Origin of the sequence: Streptomyces sp. NPDC088194, assembly GCF_040702025.1 — a bacterium.
Classification (GTDB): domain Bacteria; phylum Actinomycetota; class Actinomycetes; order Streptomycetales; family Streptomycetaceae; genus Actinacidiphila.
The window spans coordinates 1-22,966 of the sequence record NZ_JBFBIV010000068.1 but is presented as its reverse complement, the minus strand read 5'-3'; the positions used below and the strand labels follow the sequence as shown (position 1 = coordinate 22,966).

The 22,966-nt window shown below is 72.3% G+C and carries 20 protein-coding genes and 1 riboswitch; of the genes, 16 read left to right on the top strand and 4 right to left on the bottom strand.

All coding sequences use genetic code 11. From position 1 onward, the window contains the following. Nucleotides 1–52: 52 nt before the first annotated feature. Nucleotides 53–472, bottom strand: coding sequence for a hypothetical protein (locus tag AB0399_RS29590; RefSeq protein WP_329370347.1), 420 nt, complete (start codon nt 470–472; stop codon nt 53–55). Between the two features lie 177 nt (nt 473–649). Here AB0399_RS29590 and AB0399_RS29585 point away from each other — a divergent pair, with 177 nt between their 5' ends. The 6 genes from AB0399_RS29585 (at nt 650) to AB0399_RS29560 (ending at nt 8,046) form a co-directional block, all read left to right on the top strand. Then, entirely contained in the window at nt 650–1,270 is a 621-nt protein-coding gene (locus AB0399_RS29585) for a heme-copper oxidase subunit III (RefSeq protein ID WP_328463083.1), read from the top strand. Nucleotides 1,271–1,378: 108 nt separating this feature from the next. Further along, entirely contained in the window at nt 1,379–2,188 is an 810-nt protein-coding gene (locus AB0399_RS29580) for a cytochrome c (protein WP_329370349.1), read from the top strand. After that, a complete protein-coding gene (locus AB0399_RS29575; protein ID WP_329370351.1) occupies nt 2,185–3,249 on the top strand; it encodes a Rieske 2Fe-2S domain-containing protein in 1,065 nt (354 codons plus the stop codon). The genes AB0399_RS29580 and AB0399_RS29575 overlap by 4 nt, the downstream gene beginning before the upstream one ends. Next, the gene (locus tag AB0399_RS29570) at nt 3,246–4,883 is read left to right on the top strand and encodes a cytochrome bc complex cytochrome b subunit (RefSeq protein ID WP_329370353.1); all 1,638 of its coding nucleotides are present in this window, start codon (nt 3,246–3,248) and stop codon (nt 4,881–4,883) included. The genes AB0399_RS29575 and AB0399_RS29570 overlap by 4 nt, the downstream gene beginning before the upstream one ends. Before the next feature lie 227 nt (nt 4,884–5,110). After that, nucleotides 5,111–6,178, top strand: coding sequence for an anthranilate phosphoribosyltransferase (gene trpD, locus AB0399_RS29565; protein WP_328463075.1), 1,068 nt, complete (start codon nt 5,111–5,113; stop codon nt 6,176–6,178). A gap of 158 nt (nt 6,179–6,336) precedes the next feature. Next, a riboswitch (SAM riboswitch) is annotated at nt 6,337–6,454 on the top strand. 272 nt (nt 6,455–6,726) lie between these two features. Then, complete coding sequence (locus AB0399_RS29560; protein WP_366413448.1) at nt 6,727–8,046, top strand: aminotransferase class V-fold PLP-dependent enzyme; 1,320 nt, start codon at nt 6,727–6,729, stop codon at nt 8,044–8,046. 152 nt (nt 8,047–8,198) lie between these two features. Here the strand turns inward: AB0399_RS29560 and AB0399_RS29555 are convergent, their stop codons facing one another. Together AB0399_RS29555 and AB0399_RS29550 are read right to left on the bottom strand one after the other, a co-directional pair. Then, complete coding sequence (locus AB0399_RS29555) at nt 8,199–8,480, bottom strand: Lrp/AsnC ligand binding domain-containing protein (protein ID WP_328463073.1); 282 nt, start codon at nt 8,478–8,480, stop codon at nt 8,199–8,201. Next, complete coding sequence (locus AB0399_RS29550; RefSeq protein ID WP_329370355.1) at nt 8,477–9,256, bottom strand: rhomboid family intramembrane serine protease; 780 nt, start codon at nt 9,254–9,256, stop codon at nt 8,477–8,479. Before AB0399_RS29550 ends, AB0399_RS29555 begins: the two co-directional genes overlap by 4 nt. Nucleotides 9,257–9,423: 167 nt before the next feature. Here AB0399_RS29550 and AB0399_RS29545 point away from each other — a divergent pair, with 167 nt between their 5' ends. The 7 genes from AB0399_RS29545 (at nt 9,424) to AB0399_RS29515 (ending at nt 17,856) form a co-directional block, all read left to right on the top strand. Continuing rightward, a complete protein-coding gene (locus tag AB0399_RS29545) occupies nt 9,424–9,684 on the top strand; it encodes a hypothetical protein (RefSeq protein WP_328463069.1) in 261 nt (86 codons plus the stop codon). A 375-nt stretch (nt 9,685–10,059) separates the two neighbouring features. Further along, nucleotides 10,060–11,358, top strand: coding sequence for an NYN domain-containing protein (locus AB0399_RS29540; protein WP_366413447.1), 1,299 nt, complete (start codon nt 10,060–10,062; stop codon nt 11,356–11,358). A gap of 356 nt (nt 11,359–11,714) precedes the next feature. Then, the gene (locus AB0399_RS29535) at nt 11,715–12,749 is read left to right on the top strand and encodes an NlpC/P60 family protein (RefSeq protein ID WP_329370357.1); all 1,035 of its coding nucleotides are present in this window, start codon (nt 11,715–11,717) and stop codon (nt 12,747–12,749) included. A 278-nt stretch (nt 12,750–13,027) separates the two neighbouring features. Then, the gene (locus AB0399_RS29530) at nt 13,028–14,074 is read left to right on the top strand and encodes an NlpC/P60 family protein (protein WP_366413433.1); all 1,047 of its coding nucleotides are present in this window, start codon (nt 13,028–13,030) and stop codon (nt 14,072–14,074) included. A 152-nt stretch (nt 14,075–14,226) separates the two neighbouring features. Then, nucleotides 14,227–15,468, top strand: a complete 1,242-nt coding sequence (locus AB0399_RS29525) for a hypothetical protein (protein ID WP_366413432.1) — start codon at nt 14,227–14,229, stop codon at nt 15,466–15,468. Beyond that, nucleotides 15,465–16,649: a M48 family metalloprotease gene (locus tag AB0399_RS29520; protein ID WP_366413431.1), complete on the top strand. Its 1,185-nt coding sequence runs from the start codon at nt 15,465–15,467 to the stop codon at nt 16,647–16,649. The genes AB0399_RS29525 and AB0399_RS29520 overlap by 4 nt, the downstream gene beginning before the upstream one ends. Nucleotides 16,650–16,725: 76 nt before the next feature. Continuing rightward, complete coding sequence (locus tag AB0399_RS29515; protein ID WP_366413430.1) at nt 16,726–17,856, top strand: glycosyltransferase family 4 protein; 1,131 nt, start codon at nt 16,726–16,728, stop codon at nt 17,854–17,856. A 270-nt stretch (nt 17,857–18,126) separates the two neighbouring features. Here AB0399_RS29515 and AB0399_RS29510 read toward each other — a convergent pair whose 3' ends face one another. Beyond that, a complete protein-coding gene (locus tag AB0399_RS29510) occupies nt 18,127–19,923 on the bottom strand; it encodes an AMP-dependent synthetase/ligase (RefSeq protein WP_329370366.1) in 1,797 nt (598 codons plus the stop codon). Between the two features lie 141 nt (nt 19,924–20,064). Between AB0399_RS29510 and AB0399_RS29505 the strand changes: the two genes are divergently transcribed. The 3 genes from AB0399_RS29505 to AB0399_RS29495 all read left to right on the top strand — a co-directional run bounded on the left by AB0399_RS29505 (nt 20,065) and on the right by AB0399_RS29495 (nt 22,651). Continuing rightward, complete coding sequence (locus tag AB0399_RS29505) at nt 20,065–20,826, top strand: metallophosphoesterase (RefSeq protein WP_366413429.1); 762 nt, start codon at nt 20,065–20,067, stop codon at nt 20,824–20,826. 110 nt (nt 20,827–20,936) lie between these two features. Next, entirely contained in the window at nt 20,937–21,461 is a 525-nt protein-coding gene (locus AB0399_RS29500) for an SRPBCC family protein (protein ID WP_366413428.1), read from the top strand. A 2-nt stretch (nt 21,462–21,463) separates the two neighbouring features. Next, nucleotides 21,464–22,651 carry an ArsA-related P-loop ATPase gene (locus AB0399_RS29495; RefSeq protein ID WP_366413427.1) on the top strand — a complete coding sequence of 396 codons (1,188 nt, stop codon included), beginning with the start codon at nt 21,464–21,466 and terminating at the stop codon, nt 22,649–22,651. Nucleotides 22,652–22,966 lie beyond the last annotated feature (315 nt).

Genomic DNA, 22,966 nt, shown 5'->3' with positions numbered 1-22,966 from the left:
TCGCGTGGGCGCCGTCATCCCTTCACCCACCGACCGCCGTCGCTCACCGGTCCTACCGGTGGGCGACGGCCTTCGTCACGGGCTCCAGGCGGCGGTGCAGGAGGACCGTCAGGGCGTCGGTGAGGGCCACCGGGTCCACCGGATGGGTGATCGCGGCGTCGGCGCGGCTCCAGGTGGCCAGCCAGGCGTCCTGCGGGCGCCCGATCAGCACCATCGCCGGCGGGCAGCGGAAGATCTCGTCCTTCGCCTGGCGGCACACGCCCATTCCGCCGGCCGGGTTGGCCTCCCCGTCCAGCACCATCACGTCGATGCCGCCCTTCTCCAACTCGCTCAGCACCGCGGGCAGCGTCGCGCATTCCACGTACTGCACCGGGGGAAGGTCGGCGGAGGGGCGGGTGCCGACGGCGAGCCGGACCTGCTCCCGGGTGTTCGCGTCGTCGCTGTAGACCAGCACCGTGGCGGTCGCCTGCATCGTGGCTCCTCCTCGTGAAGGTTTTCTCAAGTGGCTCGGATGCTACTCCCGCCAGGGTGTTTCCGAGGAGGGGTCGCCCGATCGAAGGACGCCCAACTAGGCCGTGCGGGTCGCGGAAGGTGCTTGACACACCGAAGGGGGACCCCCGGAGTCAGCGCCGGATAAGGGACCGACATAATGTCGGACGTGGCGACAGCAACAGCAGTAGAAACCGGGCACGCGCACCCGTCGGTCAACCGGCCGAACCTCACCAGCGTCGGGACCATCATCTGGCTGAGTTCCGAGCTGATGTTCTTCGCGGCCCTCTTCGCGATGTACTTCACCCTTCGGTCGGTCACTGGTGAGACCTTCTGGAAGGCCCACGCCGACGCGCTGAACGTGCCGTTCTCCGCGACGAACACGACGATCCTCGTGCTCTCCTCCTTCACGTGCCAGATGGGCGTGTTCGCCGCCGAGCGCGGTGACGTGAAGAAGCTGCGCTCGTGGTTCATCGTGACGTTCGTGATGGGCGCGATCTTCATCGGCGGGCAGATCTTCGAGTACACCAACCTGGTCAAGAAGGACGGGATCTCGCTCAGCTCCGATCCGTACGGCTCGGTGTTCTACCTGACGACCGGGTTCCACGGGCTGCATGTGACGGGTGGTCTGATCGCGTTCCTGATGGTGCTGGGCCGCACGTACGCGGCCAAGCGGTTCACCCATCAGCAGGCGACCGCGGCCATCGTCGTGTCCTACTACTGGCACTTCGTCGATGTCGTCTGGATCGGCCTGTTCGCCACGATCTACCTGATCAAGTAGCCGGTACCGCGCGGTCGGCGCAGCGTCGCACTCCGGACGGAGGACGACGGCCCGCCGACGGCACAGCCAGAAGCATCGACACAAGAGATCCTGACACCGGGGTAATCCGTGAAAAAGCTCTCCGCACGACGGCGCCATCCGCTGGCGGCGCTTGTCGTCCTACTCTTCGCGCTCGCGGCCACCGGGGGGCTGTACGCCGCGCTCGCGCCGGCGCCCAAGGCGCAGGCTGACTCCTCGCAGTCCTCCCTCGCCATCGAGGAGGGCAAGAAGCTCTACCAGGTCGGCTGCGCCAGCTGCCACGGCATGTCGGGGCAGGGCAGTTCAGACGGCCCGAGCCTGGTGGGCGTCGGCTCGGCCGCGGTGGACTTCCAGGTCGGCACCGGCCGCATGCCGGCCAAGCAGCCCGGCCCGCAGGTCGAGGCGAAGAAGAACACCTACAGCCAGGGCGAGATCGACCAGCTCGCCGCGTACATCGCCTCCCTGGGCCCCGGCCCGGCGACCCCGACGAAGGACCAGTACAGCCCGGCCTCCGCCGACGTCGCCAAGGGCGGCGAGCTGTTCCGGACCAACTGCACGCAGTGCCACAACTTCGTGGGCAAGGGCGGTGCGCTGACGCACGGCAAGTTCGCGCCGAGTCTCAAGGGCGTCTCGTCGAAGCACATCTACGAGGCGATGCAGACCGGCCCGCAGAACATGCCGTCCTTCCCGGACAGCACGATGCCCTCCGACGCGAAGGCGAACATCATCGCGTACCTGAAGGCCGTGGACAGCGCGCAGAGCCCGAACCCCGGCGGCTTCACGCTCGGTTCTCTCGGCCCGGTGTCCGAGGGCCTGTTCGCCTGGGTCTTCGGCCTCGGCACGCTGATCGGTCTCACGACCTGGCTCGCTGCACGGACGACTAAGGCCAAGAAATCATGAGCGACGAGACTGGATCGCACAACGACGTGCCAGAGAACCTGCCGAGCGAGCGGGGCGGCCACCACGGCGACGAGGTCGCCAAGCCCGACCCGTTCGCCGACCCCGGGCTGCCGCCCCACGAGTACCGGCGCCAGGACATCGACGAGAAGGCGGCCAGGCACTCCGAGCGAGTGGTGGCCGGCCTGTTCACGCTGTCGATGCTCGGCACCATCGCGTTCATCGCGTGCTTCGTCATCTTCCCGGTCGACAAGATCGTCTACATCTTCCCGTTCGGGCACGTCAGTGCGCTGAACTTCTCGCTCGGCCTCACCTTGGCCGTGGCGCTGTTCGGCATCGGCGCGGGCGCCGTGCACTGGGCCCGGACGCTGATGTCGGACGAGGAGGTCGCCGACGAGCGGCACCGTATCGACGCCGACGACGAGCTGCGGGAGAACGTCCGCCAGCAGTGGATCACCGGCGCGAAGGAGAGCGGCTTCGGCCGCCGCAAGCTGATCCGCAACACCATGATGGGCGCGCTCACCATGGTGCCGCTGGCCGGCCTGGTGATCCTGCGCGACCTCGGCCCGCTGCCGGAGAAGAAGCTCGACCACACCATGTGGGCCAAGGGCAAGCAGCTGATCAACACCAACACCAACCAGCCGCTGCGTCCCGAGGACGTCGTCGTCGGCTCTCTGACCTTCGCCCAGCCGGACGGACTCGAAGAGAGCCAGGAGGACTTCCAGGAGCAGATCGCCAAGGCCGCCCTGATGATCATCCGGCTCAAGCCGGACGACATCAAGGACAAGCGCGAGCGCGACTGGAGCCACCAGGGCATCGTCGCCTTCTCCAAGATCTGCACCCACGTCGGCTGCCCGATCAGCCTGTACGAGCAGCAGACGCACCACGTGCTCTGCCCGTGCCACCAGTCGACGTTCGACCTCTCCGACGGCGCGCGGGTGCTCTTCGGTCCCGCGGGCCACCCGCTGCCGCAGCTCCGGATCAGCGTCAACAGTGAGGGCAACCTCATCGCCCTCGGCGACTTCGAGGAGCCCGTCGGCCCGGCATTCTGGGAGCGCTCATGAGCACCACGACCGATGCACCGACCCGGCGTGGCCGCCCGACGAACCCCGGTGAGCGGGTCGCGGAGTGGACCGACGGCCGGCTCGGGCTCTACAAGCTGGCCAAGTCCAACCTGCGCAAGATCTTCCCGGACCACTGGTCCTTCATGCTCGGTGAGGTCTGCCTCTACAGCTTCGTGATCCTCATCCTCACGGGTGTGTATCTGACGCTGTTCTTCCACCCGAGCATGAACGAGGTCGTCTACAACGGCCCGTACGCGCCGCTCGACGGCCAGCGGATGTCCGAGGCGTTCGCCTCCACGGTGCACATCAGCTTCGAGGTCCGCGGCGGCCTGCTGGTCCGGCAGATCCACCACTGGGCCGCGCTGATCTTCATCGCCGCGATGATCGTGCACATGATGCGCGTCTTCTTCACCGGCGCGTTCCGCAAGCCGCGCGAGCTGAACTGGCTCTTCGGCTGGACCCTGCTCTTCCTGGGCATGTTCACCGGCTTCACCGGCTACTCGCTCCCGGACGACCTGCTGTCCGGCACCGGCGTGCGGTTCATGGAAGGCGCGGTGCTCTCCACGCCGATCGTCGGCACCTACCTGTCGATGTTCCTGTTCGGCGGGGAGTTCCCCGGGCACGACTTCGTCAGCCGGTTCTACTCGGTGCACATCCTGCTGCTGCCGGGTCTGATGGCCGGTCTGCTGGTGGCCCACCTGATCCTGGTGTTCTTCCACAAGCACACCCAGTTCCCGGGTGCCGGCAAGACCGAGAAGAACGTGGTCGGCTCGCCGCTGCTGCCGATCTACACCGCGAAGGCGGGCGGCTTCTTCTTCCTGGTCTTCGGTGTGATCGCCGCGATCGCCGCGATCGCCACCATCAACCCGATCTGGGCGATCGGCCCCTACCGGCCGGACCAGGTGTCCACCGGAGCCCAGCCGGACTGGTACATGGGCTTCTCCGAGGGCCTGATCCGTGTGATGCCCGGCTGGGAGATCAGGGCCTGGGGCCACACCCTGGTGCTCGGCGTCTTCATCCCGCTGATGGTCTTCCCGCTGGTGATGATGGCCATCGCGGTGTACCCGTTCATCGAGTCCTGGGTCACCGGGGACAAGAGCGAGCACCACCTGCTGGACCGTCCGCGCAACCGTCCGGTGCGCACCGGGTTCGGCGTCGCCTGGCTGACGCTGTACTTCGTGCTGCTGATCGGTGGCGGCAACGACCTGATCGCCACGCACTTCCATCTGTCGATCAACGCGATCACCTGGGTCGTGCGGGTCGCCTTCTTCCTGGCACCACCGGCCGCGTTCTGGGTCACGAAGCGGATCTGCCTCGGGCTCCAGCGCCGCGACCGCGACAAGGTGCTGCACGGGCGGGAGAGCGGCATCATCAAGCGGCTGCCGCACGGCGAGTTCATCGAGGTGCACGAGCCGCTGTCGCAGCAGCAGTTGCACGTGCTCACCGCGCACGTCCAGCCGCAGCCGCTGGACCTCGGACCCGAGACCGACGAGAACGGTGTCGCGCGCAAGGTCAGCCCCGTCGCGAAGGTGCAGGCGAGGCTCTCCGAGGGGTTCTACGGCGAGCACAGCCAGATCCCGAAGCCGACGGTCGAGGAGTACGAAGAGATCACCAGCGGCCACGGCCACCACTGAGCCGTCGACACGCTGCCAAGGCCGCCCGGGCACGCCCGGGCGGCCTTGTCGTTCCCGGGCGCACCCCGGGCGTACCCCGGGCGTACCCCGGGCGTACCCCGGGCGTACCCCGGGCGTACCCCGGGCGTCCCCCCGGTGCGCGGGAGGACCCCCACGCGCCCCTGCGGAGCACACCCCACCGATAGGGTGCGGTCAGACGTGTTGCCGTATTCCAGGAGCGTGAAGCCATGAGCGTTGTGCACCCCGCCGGAGGCGAACCCGGGGCCGCGCGCTCGTGGCCGGACATCCTCGGCGCCCTGATCCGCAGGGACGACCTCAGCTCCGCGGAGACCGCGTGGGCGATGGACTCGATCATGAGCGGCGAGGCCACCGACGCCCAGATCGCCGGCTTCGCGGTGGCGCTGCGCAGCAAGGGCGAGACGGTCGCGGAGATCGCCGGACTGGTCGAGGCGATGTACGCGCACGCGACGACCATCGAGGTGCCGGGCCCGACCGTGGACGTGGTCGGCACCGGCGGCGACCGGTCGAACTCCGTGAACATCTCCACGATGTCGGCGATCGTGGTGGCCGGCACCGGCGCCCGGGTGGTCAAGCACGGCAGCAGGTCGGCGTCGTCGAGGAGCGGCGCGTCCGACGTGCTCGCGGCGCTGGGCGTCAACCTCGACCTGTCGCCGCAGCGGGTCGCCGAGGTGGCGCAGGAGGTCGGCATCACCTTCTGCTTCGCCGTCAGGTTCCACCCGGCGCTGCGTCATGTGGCCACCGCCCGGAGCGAGTTGGGGGTGGCGACTCCGTTCAACTTCCTCGGCCCGCTGACCAACCCGGCCCGGGTGAAGGCACAGGCGACCGGGGTCGCGGACCTGCGGATGGCGCCGATCCTCGCCGGGGTGCTCGCCGAACGCGGCTCGTCCGCACTGGTGTTCCGCGGTGACGACGGCCTGGACGAGCTGACCACCACCGCGACCTCGCAGGTGTGGGTGGTCGGGGACGGCAAGGTCGAGCACGCCGGCTTCGACCCGCGGGACGTCGGTCTGGAACTGGTGCCGGTGGAGGCGCTGCGCGGTGGCGAGGCGTCGTACAACGCGGACGTGGCCCGGCGGCTGCTCGCCGGTGAGCGCGGGCCGGTGCGGGACGCGGTGCTGCTCAACTCGGCTGCCGCGCTGACCGCGTTGACGCCGGCAAGCGGCGGCACGCTGGAGGAGCGCATCATCAAGGGCCTGGAGCGGGCCGCGGAGTCGATCGACTCGGGTGCGGCCGAGGCCGTGCTGGAGCGGTGGGTGGCGGCCACCCGCGGGTAGCGGCGCGGCGCGGACACCGGAACGTACGCGGGCGCGTACCAGCGGTGGGCGTGAAACGGGCATATCGGTACAGAGCGTGCGGGCGCGGGCGTGAGGCGCCGTCCACTGAGCGGACGGCATCTTGCGCCCGCGTCGCCGTATGGCACAATCTTGTTCCAGGTCACGAGTGACAGCGCAAAGGCCCCGGCTCGCTGTCCGGCAACCCTCCGTCCGAGGCGGGGTGCCCCGGGTGATGACCAGGCTGTGATGCAGCGAGGCTCACAGCAAGCCGGACTGGGGAGTTCTTTCATGAGCAAGCGAATGCGTTAGGGCCAGTCGGCCCCGGTTCTGCAACCAGCAATTCCGCCCGATCTTCATGCTCCGCGCCGCCCGCGCAGTCGCTTTCGGCTGCACGCTTCGTGGTGCTTTCGCCTGCCTTCCGCCGGGAGTTCGCCTTGACCGTCACCACCAGCACCACTGGTACCACCAGCACCACTGGCGTCAGCGCCGCCGTCCGCCCCGCCGCCGGCGCCGCCGCCACCGACTGCCCCGCCTGTACGACCACCCCGCTGCCCGTGCTCGGCCGTGACGTGCGGGTGCCGCTCGTCACCGGCGGGGAAGTGGGGTACGCCGCCCTCGACTACGCCGCCAGCGCCCCCGCCCTCCAGCGGGTGTGGGACGACGTCGCCGCCTACGCGCCCTACTACGGCAGCGTGCACCGCGGCGCCGGCTACCTGTCGCAGCTGTCCACCGACCTGTTCGAGCAGAGCCGCGAGACCGTCGCGGAGTTCCTCGGCTGCCGCCCGGACGACGAGCTGATCTTCACCCGCTCCACCACCGACTCGCTCAACCTGCTGGCCTCGGCGCTCCCGGCCGGCACCCGCGTCTTCGTCTTCGACACCGAGCACCACGCCGCGCTGCTGCCCTGGCAGCGTGCCGAGGGCGCGCGGGTGGAGTACCTGCCCGCGCCGCGCACCCCCGAACAGGCCGTCGCCTCCCTCGACGTGGCGCTGCACGGCGCCCCCAAGGGCCCGAAGCTGGTCTGCGTGACCGGCGCGTCCAACGTGACCGGCGAGATCTGGCCGGTACGGGAACTGGCCGCCGCCGCGCACCGGCACGGCGCGCGGATCGTGCTCGACGCCGCCCAACTCGCCCCGCACCACCCGGTGGACATCACCGCGCTGGACGTCGACTGGGTCGCCTTCTCCGGGCACAAGCTCTACGCGCCCTTCGGCGCCGGGGTACTCGCCGGCCGGGCCGACTGGCTGCGGGCCGCCGAGCCGTACCTCGCGGGCGGCGGAGCCACCCGCAAGGTCGCGCGCTCCGGCGACGGGCTGTCCGTCGAATGGCACTCCGGCACCGCCCGCCACGAGGCCGGGTCGCCGAACGTGATCGGCGCGTACGCCATCGCGTCCGCGTGCAAGGCGCTCACCGAGGCCGGCTTCGACTCCCTTGTCACCCGTGAGCGTGAACTCCTGGCCCGGCTGCGGGACGGGCTCGCCGAGCTTCCCGAGGTCCGCGTGCTCTCCCTGTTCGGGTCCGGCTCCGCCCGGGTCGGCGTGCTCTCCTTCGTCGTCCGCGGCTGGAACTCCTCGCACTTCGCGGCCGCGCTCTCGGCGGAGTACGGGATCGGGGTGCGGGACGGGCTGTTCTGCGCGCACCCGCTGGTGCGGACCCTGCTCGACACGGAGCCGGACGAGCCGGGGGAGTGCGGGGCGCCCGACGCGGCGCCCGGCGAGCGCTCCCTGAACGCCGTGCGGGTCAGCTTCGGGGCGGGTACGCCCGAGGAGCACATCGAGCGTTTCCTCGGGGCCGTCCGGACCCTCGTCCGCGACGGTGCGGCGTGGCGCTACCGCACCGAGGCCGGGCGGTGCGTGCCCGTACGGTGACGGGACCGCCCGGGCTGCCCGTCACGCGTCCCCGGCCGGTGGCTGCACGCCGCGGAAGAGGTGCGTCACCAAGGGGCGCGGGGAACCGCGCGACCAGCCGGAACGGACCGGATGGTCGGACCGGACCATCCGGGGGCAGGACCTGCGGTTCCTCAGGAGTCCAGCCCGATGGAGAACGCGGCCTCCAGGTCGTGCTGGGAATACGTGCGGAACGCGACGTGGGTGTCGGTCACTTCCACCCCCGGGATCTTGGAGATCTGCCCGGGGATGATGTCCGCGAGGTCATCGTGGCGAGCCACGCGTACCAGCGCGACCAGGTCGTACGTCCCGGTCACCGAGTACACCTCGCTGACGTGGTCCAACGCGGCGATCGACTCGGCGATCTCGGGGATCTGGTCCACTGAGGTCTTGATGAGCACGATCGCGGTGATCACGGCTGGACGTCTCCTTGGGTGGGTCCGATGACGACGCTCACCTTACGCCGTGGCCGGTAGCAGACCCACGCCCACAGGAACCCGAAGGCGAAGCCGACCACGTGGGCGAGGTAGGCGACGCCGGGGCCGCCCTGCGCGGTCTGGGCGGCGAGCCACTGCAGGACGAACCAGAAGCCGAGCACGACCCAGGCCGGGAACCGCAGCGGCACGAAGAAGAGGAAAGGGAAGAGGCTGGTGACGCGGGCCTTGGGATAGAGGTAGAGGTAGGCGCCGAGGGCACCCGAGATCGCCCCGGAGGCGCCGACCAGGCTCTGTGTGTCGTCGGTGTTGGCGAAGGCGAAGCCGTAGGTGGCGAGGTAGCCGGCCGCGAGGTAGAAGAGCGCGAAGCGGACCCGGCCCATGCGGTTCTCCACGTTGTCGCCGAAGACGTAGAGGAAGAGCATGTTGCCGATCAGGTGCAGCCAGCCGCCGTGCACGAACATCGAGGTGAGCACGGACAGGAACGGCACCTTGGGGAACGTGCCCGGGGTCTTGCAGCCGGCCGGCAGGTCGAGCTCGCCGACCGGGAGCCGCCCGTGGAACAGCTCGCTGGGGATGACGCCCCAGCGGTCGAAGTAGACCGTCTGCGCGCACTGGAGCGCGGGCCCGCTGCCGTGCAGCCGGACGAAGCCGGAGAGCGGGCTGAGCAGGAACACCACGGTGCAGATGCCGATGAGGGCGTAGGTCACGACCGGCGGGCGGCGGACCGGGTTCTTGTCGTACACCGGGATGACCATGCACCGATCATGACGGAACGGGACCAACCGGCAAGGACCGCCTCGCCGCAGCGCGCCGGACCTCCGAGGCCGTAGGGTGACCGGGGCACACACGCCCCTCACGTTGGGTATGGGTGAGCCATAGTCCGCCTAGTAGACGCACCGAGACGAGAAGAGGTGCGGAGCCGATGACGGTTCCCCTGCCGACCGCGACCACCCGGTGGCGCTGCACGCTGTGCGGCAATCTGACCAGGTTCGACGTCACCCGCTCGACCCGCGTGGTCGAGTACGTCCACCTCGATCTGGGCGGTGAGCCGCGCACCGAGGAGACCGAGGTGCTCAGCGAGACCGTGGAGTCCGTGCGCTGCCGCTGGTGCAACGCGGTGGACCAGGTCGAACTGGTGGACCGCCCCGGCAAGGACGTGACGGACGGTTCCGCGACGGGTTGAGCTCTGTTACGGGGACAATGGAAGCAGCAGGCGGCGGCCGGAGGGATCGAAGGGGGCCGGGAGGGCGCCGAGGAACCCGACAGGGAGTGACTGGTGGATGGTAACGGCGGCCTACCGCTGCCCGACGAGGAGAGCGGGCCGGGCGCCGGAGCGGCGCGGGACGCCGAGCCGGTGGAGCACGCCGTGCCCGCGGACGGCGGCGCGCCCGCCGACCGTACCGGCCCGGCCGAGCCTTCCGCCGAGCATGCCGCGGAGCACACGGACGCGGTGGGTGAGGACGAGGCGGGTGAGGACGAGGCCGGCGGGGACGCGGCGGCTGACGACGCGCGCGGCGCGGAGCAGGACGGCGCGGTCGAGTCCGCGCTCGACCGGCCGCTGCCCGAAGGCGTACGGCACCGGGTGGTCGCCATCGCCGCCGACGCCTTCGGCGGGTTCACCTTCCCCGAACTGCCGGTGTCGCTGCGGCCGTATGCCCGTTTCACGCCGTCCCGCCGGGTGAAGTACGCGGCGACCGCGCTGGCCGCCGCGCTGGAGTCGGACCCCGGCTTCCGGCTGAAGGTCGCCGGGCGGCTGCGGGAGGCGCAGCCGGAGCTGACCGGGGCGCTGGACTCCGGCACCCCGCCGCCGGCCGCCGACCCGCTGGACGTGGCCGCGGCCGCGTATCTGCTGCGGCCGGAGGGGTGGGCCAAGCTCGTGGCGACCGCGGGCGAGGAGGCCCAGCGGGCCGACGCCGAGCGGGTCGACGAGGAGACGGTCCGCGAACTGGCCCGGCTGCGCGAGGAGGTGGTCGCGCTCCAGGCCCAGGCCCGCGCCGACGCGGCCCGCGCCCGCGGCGAACTCGACGCCGTACGCAAGGACGGCGACGCGCTGCACCGCAAACTGCGGGCCGCGCACAGCGACGTGAAGCGCGCCGAGGCCGCGCAGCGCAAACTCCAGGCCGAGCTGGACGAGGCCCGGGCGGCCGCCGCGCGCGAGCGTGCCGCGGCCGAGAGCGAGGCGCGCCGGCTGCGGACCCGGCTGACCGAGGCCGAGGCGGTGGTGGAGGCCGGCCGGCGCGCGGTGCGCGAGGGCCGCAGCGTGGAGGAGGTCCGGCTGCGGCTGCTGCTGGACACGGTGCTCGACGCGGCGGCCGGGCTGCGCCGCGAGCTGGCGCTGCCGCCGCGCGACACGCTCGGGGTACGGCCCGCGGACACCGTGGACGCGGTCGCGCCCGGGGCGTTCAGCGCGCGGGACATCGCCACCCGGGCGCTGTCCGCGACCGACCCGGCGCTGCTGGACCAACTCCTCGCGCTGCCGCAGGCGCACCTGGTGGTCGACGGCTACAACGTCACCAAGACCGGTTATCCCGCGCTGCCGTTGGAGAAGCAGCGGCTGCGGCTGCTGGGCGGGCTGGCGGCGCTGGCCGCGCAGAGCGGCGCGGAGGTGACCTGCGTCTTCGACGGGGCCGACCTGGACATGCCGGTGCTGCTCGCGCCGCCGCGCGGGGTGCGGGTGCTGTTCTCCAAGGCCGGTGAGACCGCGGACGAGTTGATCCGCCGGCTGGTGCGCGCGGAGCCGCCGGGGCGGCAGATCGTGGTGGTCTCCGCGGACCGCGAGGTCGCCGACGGCGTGGCGAAGGCCGGGGCCCGCCCGGTCGCCTCGGTGCTGCTGCTCAAACGGCTCGCCCGGGTGTGAAACGGGCATAGCGCCTGACAGGCGTACGGACGGTGCGAAGCGCGCGGGAGGTTTCCCGCGCGCTCTGTGGTGGTGGCGTGAACTCACCGGCTCTTTCCGGCCGTTCGACGGCGGCTTGCGTTCACGAGCGCACGACCGCCAACGCAGTGTCCTCCTGCCCTCACCCCGGGTACAGGGCGCGTAAAGAATATGCGAAGCGGTCGAGATTTTGCCTGCAAGGATTTGAACCGATCACAGTTCGGTCACTAGGGTCTGGGCTCGTACCTCCGCGCAGTCGATCATCCAACCCGGGTGGCGCTCGGAGGCCGCCCGCCAGTGAACCGGTAGGCGGCTGAAGGAAGAAGGAGACCGCCTTCGTGGCGTCCCACCGTCGTCCCAAGCCGACAAGCCGCGTGCGCGTCACCGTGCTGACCGCCACCGCGGCGGCAGCGGTCGCGCTGTCCTCGCAGGCTGCCAACGCCGCCGCCCCGGCCAAGGAGTCCGTCAAGGACGCCAAGACCAAGGTCGACGCGCTCTACGACCAGGCCGAGCAGGCCACCCAGAAGTACGACGCGGCCAACGAGAAGCTCAAGTCGTTGCAGAAGGACGCGTCGAACCTCCAGGACCAGGTCGCCCGCCAGCAGGAGCACCTGAACAAGCTGCGGGACAACATCGGCGCGATCGCGGCCTCGCAGTACCGCAGCGGTGGCATCGACCCCTCGCTCCAGCTCTTCCTCTCCTCCAACCCGGACGACTATCTGGACCAGGCGAGTTCGCTCGACCAGATCACCTCGCTCCAGGCCGGTGCGCTCACGCAGCTGGAGAACGCGAAGCAGACGCTGGACCAGGAGCGGGCGGAGGCCACCGCGAAGCTCGCGGAGGTGCAGAGCACCCGCACCGACCTGGCGAAGAACAAGAAGGACGCGCAGGCGAAGCTCGCCAAGGCGCAGTCGGTGCTCAACGGACTGACCGCCGCGCAGCGCGCGCAGATGGCGCAGGACGACGCGGCGGCGGCCAACCGGGCCAGCTCCCGGGTGGACCTCGGCAACACCAAGGCCGCCAGCGCCCGCGCCAAGAACGCGTTCGACGCCGCCGTCTCGAAGATCGGCTCCCCGTACTACTACGGCGCATCCGGCCCCAGCCAGTTCGACTGCTCGGGCCTGACCTCGTGGGCCTACGCCCAGGCCGGCGTGACCATACCCAGGACCTCGCAGGAGCAGGCGAACGCGGGCACCCGCATCTACAACGCCTCCCAGCTCGAAGTCGGCGACCTGGTCATCTTCTACGGCGACTTCCACCACGTCGGGTTCTACGCGGGCGGCGGCCAGGTGCTGCACGCCCCGAAGCCGGGCGCCGTGGTGCGGTACGAGGCGATGAGCGACATGCCGTTCGAGTTCGGCGTGCGGATCTGACGCACCCGCGCGGGGCGGAGTGCCCCGGCTGATGACCTGGCCCGGGCGGCCGCTCCGTTGAGGGGCGGCCGCCCGGCGCGTTCGCGGGTACCCGTTCGTTCGTATGACGGCCGGTGTCGACGGTGACGCGCCCGACTCCCGTACGGCGGACGGGTGATGAACACCTTGCCGAGAGGGCCGACGGCGGGCGTGTGACCTGCGGTTCACGGTCGCGGTCCGGATTCGGGCGGCCGCGGATCTTTGAACCGTGCGCCACGGCGCGATTACTGTCAGCGTTCGTGGCTTCCCATCGACGCACCCCGCAGCCGGGACTCGCTTCCCGTACCACCAGGGTCACTGTGCTGTCGGCGGCGGCAGCGGCGACCGCCGCGCTGTCCGGCGGTGCCGCCCAGTTCGCGGCGGCCGACCCTGCCGGTGGCACCGCCCCGGACGCCGCGACCCGGCTGGACCAGCTCTACCAGCAGGCCGAGCAGGCCACCCAGAAGTACGACGCCGCGCAGGAGACCGCGAAGCGGCTGCGCGGCGAGGTGGCCGACCTCCAGGACCGGGCCGCGCGCGGCCAGCAGCGGGTCAACGCGCTGCGGGACGACCTCGGCGCGGTCGCGGCCTCGCAGTACCGCGAGGGCGCGATGGACCCGACGCTGGCGCTGCTGCTCTCCGACCGGCCGTCCCAGTACCTCGACCAGGCGACCGCGCTGGACCGGCTCGGCGCCCGGCAGGCCGCCCGGCTCGGCGAACTCCAGGAGGCCGAGCGGACGTTGCGGCAGGAGGGGGACCAGGCGACCGGCAAGCTCGCGGAGTTGCAGAGCACCTCGCGGCAGCTCCAGCAGCGCAAGAAGGAGGTGCAGCGGGCGCTGGCCACGGCCCAGACCCTGCTGCACGCGATGCCCGCGGCCCAGCAGGCCGCTTTCCGCGGGGGCGGTGCCCGCGCCTCCCGCGACCAGGTGCTGCCGCCCCTGCTGGACCTGCCCGCCTCCTCCGGGCGCGCCGCGGTCGCCGTCGCCGCGGCCCGCCGGATGCTCGGGAGCCCCTACGTGTGGGGCGCCACCGGGCCGAACTCCTTCGACTGCTCGGGGCTGATGCAGTACGCGTACGCGCAGGCCGGGGTGGCGCTGCCGCGGACCTCGCAGGAGCAGATGAACGCGGGGCGGCATGTCTCGCTGGACCAGGCCCGCCCGGGTGACCTCGTGATCTACCGTTCCGACGCCAGCCACGTCGCGATGTACGTCGGCGGCGGCCAGGTCATCCACGCCCCCTACCCGGGCGCCCGGGTCCGCTACGACCCGGTCACGATGATGCCGATCACCGCGATCACTCGTCCGTGACCGTCCGCCCGGTCAGCCCCGTCCTGTCGGCCCCCGGCGGGTGGTCCGGCGACTCGTCGCGGGGGGCTGGGCCGGCGGGCCCGGCGCGCCTCGGGGAAAGGTGAGCACCGTACGATCACTGCGTGCACGATGGGGCTCGATCACTTCGGACGGTGCGGCTCATCCGCGGAGCGCGCGGGGTCGCACTCGGCGTGTGCGGGGTGCTGCTGGCCGGGGGGTGCACCGGGTCGGGTGGGACCGCGGCGAAGAAGACCTCCTCGGTGGACGCGGCCGCGCGGGCCCTGCTCGCGCGGCGGGCGACCGCGGTGCTGCACCACGACCGCGCCGCCTTCCTAGCCGGGATCGACCCGGCGGCCACCCGCTTCCGCGCCCAGCAACGCGAGGTGTTCACCGATCTCGCCGACGTGCCGCTCGCCGCGTGGTCGTACCAACTCGTCCGCACCGGCGCGTTCGCGCTGCCGCCGACCGCCGACGGCAGCAGCCGCACCGCCGCCGAGGTGCGGCTGAGCTACCGGCTGCGCGGCTACGACAGCAGCCCGGTGGTCTCCACCGCCTACCTGACCCTCGCGCGGCACGGCACCCGCTGGTACCTGGCGGGTGATGACGACGGCGACGCGAGCGGCCACCGCACCGCCGTACAGATCTGGGACCAGGGTCCGGTGCGGGTGGTGCGCGGCACGCACAGCCTGGTGCTGGGGCTCGGCAGCGAGAAGACGCTGCGCGGCTACGCCGACGACGCGGACAAGGCCGTGCCCGAGGTGCGGCACGCGTTCGGCTCCGGCTGGCCCGGCAGCGTGGTGATCGAGGCGCCGTCCACCCTGGACCAGATGGCGGCGCTGCTCTCGGCGAAGCCCGCCGACTACCGGGACATCGCCGCCGTCACCACCGGCGAGGGCGGCGGCAACGCGGCGGCGCCCGCGGACCGGGTGATCCTCAACCCGGCGGCGTTCGGCGAACTGTCCGCGTTCGGGCGGCAGGTGGTGCTCACCCACGAGACGACGCACGTCGCCACCCGGCTGTCCACCACCGCGTCCACCCCGCTGTGGCTGTCCGAGGGCGTCGCCGACTGGGTGGCCTACCGAGACTCCGGCCGCACCGCCCGCGAGATCGCGCCCGAGCTGGCCGCCGACGTCGAGGCCGGCCGCACCCCTGCCGCGCTCCCCACCGACGCCGACTTCCGCTCCACCGCCAAGGGCCTCGCCCAGGCGTACGAGGGCGGGTGGCTCGCCTGCCGGATGATCGCCGACCAGTGGTCGCCGGACACGCTGACCACGTTCTACCGCGCGGTGGCGAAGGGCGGCACACTCGACTCCCACCTGCGCGCCTCGCTCGGCATCGGGCTCGCGGACTTCACCGCGAAGTGGCGCGCCTACGTGGAACAGGAGCTGGGTTGAGCGGGCAGGACGCGAACGGCGAGAACGGCCGCGGCGAGGCGAAGAGCCCCGAACCCGTCGGCGAGGGGCCCGACTTCACGGCCGAGCAGGTCGCACGGGGACAGGCGCTGCGGCGGCAGGTGCTGCCGCTGTCGCTGGCCTCCTCCGCGGTCTCGCTCGCGCTGCTGCTCGCGCTCGGGCTGACCGGAGGCGGGGCGCGGCTGGTCGGCGCCTTCGGGACCGCGTGGGCGGTGCGGGTGGTGGGCGGCGCGGTCACGCTCGTGCTGCTGGGCGAGGCGGCCGGGCTGCCGTTCGCCGCGCGGGGACGGGTGGTCAGGGCCCGCTACGGCCTGGTCACGCAGGGCTGGGGCGGCTGGGCGGTGGACCGGCTGCGCGGGCTGCTGGTGTCCCTGCCGCTGGCGCTCGGCGCCCTCTTCGCGGTCTACGCGCTCGCCGGGGTGACCCGCTGGTGGTGGGCGTGGGCGGCGCTCGGCGCGGCCGTGCTGACGGTCCTGCTCTCCTTCCTCGCCCCGCTGGTCTTCGAACCGCTCTTCAACCGCTTCACGCCCATGCCCCCGGGACCGCTGCGCGTCGACCTGCTGGCGCTGGCCGCCCGCGACGGCGTCGCCGTACGGGACGTGCTCGTCGCCGACGCCTCGCGCCGTACGACCGCGCTCAACGCGTACGTCTCCGGGTTCGGCGGCACCCGGCGGATCGTCGTCTACGACACCCTGCTGAGCACGGCCGACCCGCGCGAGGTCGAACTCGTCGTCGCTCACGAACTCGGCCACGTCGTCCACCGCGACGTGGCGCGCGGCACCGCGCTGGGCGCGGTCGGCGCCGCCGCCGGGGTGTGCGTCCTGGCCGCCGTCGTCAGCTGGGACCCGCTGCTGCACGCCGCCGGAGTACGGCACTTCGCCGACCCCCGCTCGGCCTGGCTGCTCGCCGCCGTGGCCGCGGTCGGCGGCGCCCTCGGCGGCCCGCTCACCGCCCTCCTCAGCCGGCGCGTCGAGCGCCGCGCCGACCGGCACGCCCTCGACACCACCGGCGACCCCGCCACCTTCATCGCCATGCAGCGCCGGCTCACCGTGGCGAACGTCGCCGACCCGGCGCCGCCCCGCCTCGCCCACGCCCTGCTCGGCAGCCACCCCACCGCCGCCGAACGCATCGCCGCCGCCCGCCGGTGGGCCGCCGGACACTGACCGGGCACCGCCGCTCAGGGTGCCCGGGCGGGTGGCGCGGCCCGCCGGCCGGGGCGAGGCGGTACTGTCGGCGGCGATGGAAAAGACGCTCATCGTCACCAACGACTTCCCGCCGCGGCCCGGCGGCATCCAGGCGTTCGTGCACAGCATGGCGATGCGGATGGACCCCGAGCAGGTCGTGGTGTACGCCTCGACCTGGCGGGACGGGCGCGAGGTCGCGCGGTTCGACGCCGAGCAGCCGTTCACCGTGGTGCGGGACCGGACCAGGATGATGGTGCCGACGCCCCGGGTCACCCGGCGCGCGGCGGAACTGCTGCGGGAACACGGCTGCTCGTCGGTGTGGTTCGGGGCGGCCGCGCCGCTCGCCCTGATGGCGCCCGCGCTGCGCAAGGCGGGTGCCCGGCGGCTGGTCGGCACCACGCACGGCCACGAGGCCGGGTGGGCGCAGCTCCCGGCCAGCCGCCAACTCCTGCGCAGGATCGGCGAGGGCACCGACGTCCTGACCTACCTGGGGGAGTACACCCGGTCGCGGATCGCGGCCGCGCTCACTCCCGAGGCGGCCGAGCGGATGGTGCGGCTGCCGCCCGGCGTCGACGAGAGCGTCTTCCACCCCGGGCCGGACGGCGCGGTGCTGCGGGCGCGGCTCGGGCTCGCCGACCGGCCGGTGGTGGTCTGCGTGTCGCGGCTGGTGCCGCGCAAGGGGCAGGACACGCTCATCCTCGCGATGCCGCGCATCCTCCGCGAGGTGCCCGACGCGGTGCTCCTCATCGTCGGCGGCGGGCCGTACCGCGGCGAGTTGGAGAAGCTGGCGGCCCGCACCGGGGTGGCCGCGGCGGTCCGGTTCACCGGCAGCGTGCCCTGGTCCGAACTGCCCGCGCACTACGGCGCGGGGGACATCTTCGCGATGCCCTGCAGGACCCGGCGGGGCGGGCTCGACGTCGAAGGGCTCGGCATCGTCTACCTCGAAGCGTCCGCGACGGGGTTGCCCGTCGTCGCCGGCGACTCCGGGGGGGCGCCGGACGCCGTGCTCGACGGTGAGACCGGGTACGTCGTCCCCGGGGGGTCGCCCGAACAGGCCGCCTCCCGCATCCTCACGCTGTTGCGTGACCCGGAGTTGCGGCGGTCCCTCGGGGAGCGCGGGCGGGCGTGGGTCCACGAAGCGTGGAGCTGGGACCTCCTGGCGGACCGCCTCCAGTCCCTGCTCTAGGCCGGTTGCCGGCCCGGTGGGGGTGTACGGGCCTGCGCCGCGCCCCTTGCGGTCCGCTCCCGGCCACATGCAGTGGCCTGCTGAGCGCGCACGTCTCCGCGCCCCTGGGTATGTGCGGCTCTTCCCGCCGCAGGCGGGTACGCCCCAAAGGGGCGCGTGGAGGTACCACCCAGGCGAAGCTCTGGGGGAGAACTGCGCGACCGGCCACCACCGGCAGGTGGTCCCTCGACCGACAGGACCACCCACCCCGGGGGGTCGGGGGCACCCTCCCTACGCGGAGTAGATCGCCTCGATGTCGGCGGCGAAGTCCGCGGCCACGACGGAGCGTTTGAGCTTGAGGGACGGCGTGAGGTGGCCCGATTCCTCGGTGAACTGGCCGGGCAGGATGCGGAACTTGCGGACGGACTCGGCCTTGGAGACGGCCGCGTTGCCCTCGTCGACGGCGTGCTGGACGGCGGCGAGGAGGTCCGGGTCGGAGGAGAGCTCCGCCGGGGTGCGGCCGGCCTTCTGGTGCTGCTCGGCCCAGCGCGGCAGGAACTCCTCGTCGAGCGTGATGAGCGCGCCGACGAAGGGCCGCTTGTCGCCGACGACCATGCACTCGGCGATGAGCGCGTCCGCGCGGATGCGGTCCTCGATCACCGCGGGCGCGACGTTCTTGCCGCCGGCGGTGACGATGATCTCCTTCTTGCGGCCGGTGATCGTCAGGTACCCGTCGTTGTCGAGGGTGCCCAGGTCCCCGGTGTGGAACCAGCCGTCGGAGACGGCCTCGGCGGTGGCCGCGTCGTTGTTCCAGTAGCCGGTGAACAGGTGCTCGCCGTAGAGCAGCACCTCGCCGTCGTCGGCGATCCGTACGGTGGAGCCGGGCAGCGGCTGGCCGACGGTGCCGATCTTCGTACGGTCCCACGGGTTGAACGCGGTGGCCGCGCAGGACTCGGTGAGGCCGTAGCCCTCCAGGACGGTGAAGCCGAGGCCCCGGTAGAAGTGGCCGAGCCGCTCGCCGAGCGGGGCACCGCCGGAGATCGCGTGGGTGGCACGCCCGCCGAGCACCGCGCGGAGCTTGGCGTAGACGAGCCGGTCGAAGACGCGGTGGGTCAGCCGCAGCTTGAACGAGGGGCCGCCGGGGGTGTCCAGCGCCTTGCTGTACTCGATCGCGACGTCCGCGGCCTTGTCGAAGATCCGGCCCTTGCCGCCGGCCTGCGCGGTGGCCCGGGCGGTGTTGTAGACCTTCTCGAAGACCCGCGGCACCCCGAGGATCAGGGTCGGCCGGAAGCCCTGGAGGTCCTCGGTGAGGTTCTTGACGTCGGGCACGTGTCCGAGCCGGATCGGTGCCATCACGCTGCCCACCTCGACCAGGCGGCCGAGCACGTGCGCGAGCGGAAGGAAGAGCAGCACCGAGGAGTGCCCGGTGCGGAAGAGCGGGCTCAGCCGCTCCACCACGTTGCCGCACTCGGCGAAGAAGCTGCGGTGGCTGAGCACGCAGCCCTTGGGGCGGCCGGTGGTGCCCGAGGTGTAGACGATCGTGGCCGGGGCGTCGGCGCCGGCGGCCGTGGAGCGTTCGTCGACCACCGCCTCGGAGACGTCGCTGCCCGCCTCGACCAGGGCCCGCACCCCGCCGCCGTCGATCCGCCACACCTGCTTGAGCTGCGGCAGGCGCTCCCGTACGGACTCCACCGTCTCCTCGTGCGGCTGTGACTCCACCACCACCGCGACCGCGCCGGAGTCGGCGAGAATCCACTCCACCTGGGAGGCGGACGACGTCTCGTAGACAGGCACGGTCACCGCGCCCGCCGTCCAGATCGCGAAGTCCAGCAGCGTCCACTCGTAGCGGGTCCTGGACATCACCGCGACGCGGTCGCCGGGCTCCACCCCGGAGGCGATCAGGCCCTTGGCGACCTCCCGCACCTCGTCGAGGAAGCGGGCCGCCGTGATGTCCTGCCAGTGCCCGGCGGAGTCCTTGCGGCCGATGACGGGCGTGTCCGGGTGCTGCGCGGCGTTGCGGCGGATCAGGTCCGTCAGGTTGCCGTCCGCGGGAAATTCGTACAGGGCCGGAAGGCTGAACTCACGCAAGGCTGCTGCTCCTCATCGGTGCCGCGTCGCACCCGGAGGGAAGGTATGGACTGCGAGGACGTTACCCATCGGTAAAGCCTCGGGATAGGGGGCGCAGGGCAGATGTTCTCAGGGTCACACACCCGAGCATAGGGTGACGGCATGCGGGTTCACGTGGTCAGTGACGTACATGGCGCGGTCGAGGCGCTGGCGAGGGCGGGGGACGGCGCGGACGCGCTGGTCTGCCTCGGCGACCTGGTGCTCTTCCTCGACTACGCCGACCACTCCCGGGGCATCTTCCCCGACCTCTTCGGCGAGGCCAACGCCGACCGCATGGTGGCCCTGCGCACCGCCCGCCGCTTCGACGAGGCGCGGGCGCTCGACCGCGAGCTGTGGGCCGGCCGGGACCGGCCCGCGCTGATCGAGCAGGCCGTGCGCAAGCAGTACGCGGAGCTCTTCGCCGCGTTCCCCACCCCGACCTACGCCACCTACGGCAACGTCGACGTGCCCCGGCTGTGGAAGGAGTACGCCCGGCCCGGCACCACCGTCCTGGACGGCGCCACCGCCGAGATCGGCGGCCGGGTCTTCGGCTTCGTCGGCGGCGGCCTGCCCACCCCGATGCACACCCCGTACGAGATCGACGAGGAGGCGTACGCCGCCAAGGTGGCCGCCCTCGGCCCGGTGGACGTGCTGTGCTCGCACATCCCGCCGGCCGTCCCCGAACTCTGCTACGACACGTCCGCCCGGCGGTTCGAGCGCGGCAGCGAGGCGCTGCTCGACGCGGTGCGGTCCGTGCAGCCGAAGTACGCGCTCTTCGGGCACGTCCACCAGCCGCTGGTGCGCCGCACCCGGATCGGCCGCACCGAATGCGTCAATGTCGGCCACTTCAACCACACCCGCGTCCCCTGGGCACTCCAGTGGTGACCTGCCGCACGGCCCGGCGCGATAGCCTTCCCCACGTCGGGACAGGTCGAGCAGTACGAGCGCTATCAGCACTTTCACCAGATGCACCAGTAGTCCGGAGGGCCACGGCGATGGCGGAACACACGAGGTCGAGCATCACGATCGAGGCGGCGCCGGCCGCGGTCATGGGCGTCATCGCCGACTTCGACCGCTATCCGGAGTGGACCGGCGAGGTCAAGCAGGCGGAGGTGCTCGCCACCGACGACGCCGGGCGCGCCGCGCAGGTGCGGCTGGTGCTGGACGCGGGCGCGATCAAGGACGACCACACCCTGGCGTACGAGTGGATCGGCGCCGACGAGGTGCGGTGGTCGCTGGTGAAGTCCCAGATGCTGCGCACCCTCGACGGCTCCTACGCGCTCGTGCCGCTGGACGGCGGCAGCCGCACCGAGGTCACCTACCAGCTCACGGTCGACGTGAAGATCCCCATGCTCGGGATGATCAAGCGGAAGGCCGAGAAGGTGATCATCGACCGGGCGCTGGCCGGCCTGAAGCAGCGGGTGGAGTCCGGCGACGCGGACCGGCCCGCGGAGGGTGCCGACAGCGTCGAGGGCGCCGGCACGGACGCCGGGTCCGGCACGTCCGGCAAGTCGGTCTGAGCGTGACCGCGGTACGCACCCTGCTGGTCACCGGCGCGTCCGGGGCCGGCCGCAGCACCGTCGCCGCTGCCGTCGCCGCAGCAGCGGCCGGCGGCGGCAGCCGCACCCTGCTGCTCACCGCCGACCGGGCCGCCGCCGAGGTCACCGCGCCGGGCCTGACGGTCGGCCCGGTCGATCCGGCCGCCGCGTTCCGCGAGGGCGCGCTCGACGCGCAGAGCCGGACAGGCGCGCTGCTCGCCCTGCTCGGCGCGGCGCCGCTGGACCCGGAGGAGCTGACCGAACTTCCCGGCGCCGACCCGCTCGCCCTGCTGCGGGCGCTGCGGCAGGCCCGGGTGCTGTCCGACCAGGACGACACGGGGGCCGCCGGCCCGTCCCCGTGGGACCTGGTCGTCGTGGACCTGCCCGCCGTACGGGACGCGCTGCGGATGCTGGCGCTCCCGGAGCAACTGCGCCGCTACCTCTGGCGGTTGCTGCCCCCCGACCGGCAGGCAGCCCGCGCGCTGCGCCCGGTGCTCGCCCAACTCGCCGGCGTCCCGATGCCCGCCGAGTGGGCGTACGACGCCGCGGCCCGCGCCGACCGCGAACTCGCCGCCGTACAGGCGGTGATCGAGGACCCCGGCACGGCGGTGGCCGTCGTCCTCGACCCCGGGGCCCGGCCCCAGGAGGCGCTGCGCACCGCGCGGACCGGGCTGGCCCTGTACGGGCACCGGCTCGCCGCCGTCGTCGCCAACCGCCTGCTGCCGACCGGCTCGGCCGACGCGTTCCTCGCGGGGCTGTCCGGGCAGCAGCAGAGCGAGCTCAAGGCGGTGGCCGAGAGCTGCGCCGCCGACGGGGTGCCGCTGGTCGAACTCCCGCATCTCGGGCGGGAGCCGCGCACCCCCGCGGATCTTGCCGAGCTGGGCGGGGTGCCGCTGTCCGGCGGTCCGGCGCGGGCCGCCGAGCCCTGGGAGGTCGAGGATCTGCTCGACACCGAAGGGCACTTCCTCTGGGTGCTTCCGCTGCCCGGGGCCGACCGCGAAGGGCTCGACCTGGTCCGGCGCGGGGACGAACTCGTCGTCGACGCAGGTGGGTTCCGCCGTATCCTCCCCCTCCCCTCCGCGCTCCGCCGCTGCACCGTCCAGGGTGCCGCCCTCCGCGACGGCGCCCTACGGGTGCGCTTCGTCCCCGACCCCACGGTGTGGCCGAGCTGAACCCCCCGGGTGGCCCGGACCCGCCCGTCCCGGGACCTTGCGGTGAGTGGGTGGCTTGTCGCGCCGTTCCCCGCGCCCCTGGATTCGCTCTGCTCCTCCGTGAAAAGAAGCTCGCTTCCTTCGGAGTGCCCGGGAGTGCTTGCTTCTCTCGGGCTTTGGCGGGCTGGACTGCCGTCCAGGCTGCCCCTTGCGGGGTTTGCCGGATCTTCTGAGGGTTGAGGGCTGGTCGCGCAGTTCCCCGCGCCCCTTCGTTGTGGCTGTTCGCCGCGGGGACAGCGCACCTCAACCACGTCACCCCACTCCGTACGAAGGTCG

Excerpts from the sequence above, each read along its gene's own strand:
- AB0399_RS29585 (WP_328463083.1), top strand. The coding sequence starts at position 650 with ATGTCGGACGTGGCGACAGCAACAGCAGTAGAAACCGGGCACGCGCAC.
- AB0399_RS29570 (WP_329370353.1), top strand. The coding sequence starts at position 3,246 with ATGAGCACCACGACCGATGCACCGACCCGGCGTGGCCGCCCGACGAAC.
- AB0399_RS29550 (WP_329370355.1), bottom strand. The coding sequence starts at position 9,256 with ATGGTCATCCCGGTGTACGACAAGAACCCGGTCCGCCGCCCGCCGGTC.
- AB0399_RS29505 (WP_366413429.1), top strand. The coding sequence starts at position 20,065 with ATGCGGGTTCACGTGGTCAGTGACGTACATGGCGCGGTCGAGGCGCTG.
- AB0399_RS29545 (WP_328463069.1), top strand. The coding sequence starts at position 9,424 with ATGACGGTTCCCCTGCCGACCGCGACCACCCGGTGGCGCTGCACGCTG.
- AB0399_RS29515 (WP_366413430.1), top strand. The coding sequence starts at position 16,726 with ATGGAAAAGACGCTCATCGTCACCAACGACTTCCCGCCGCGGCCCGGC.
- trpD (WP_328463075.1), top strand. The coding sequence starts at position 5,111 with ATGAGCGTTGTGCACCCCGCCGGAGGCGAACCCGGGGCCGCGCGCTCG.
- AB0399_RS29500 (WP_366413428.1), top strand. The coding sequence starts at position 20,937 with ATGGCGGAACACACGAGGTCGAGCATCACGATCGAGGCGGCGCCGGCC.
- AB0399_RS29575 (WP_329370351.1), top strand. The coding sequence starts at position 2,185 with ATGAGCGACGAGACTGGATCGCACAACGACGTGCCAGAGAACCTGCCG.
- AB0399_RS29590 (WP_329370347.1), bottom strand. The coding sequence starts at position 472 with ATGCAGGCGACCGCCACGGTGCTGGTCTACAGCGACGACGCGAACACC.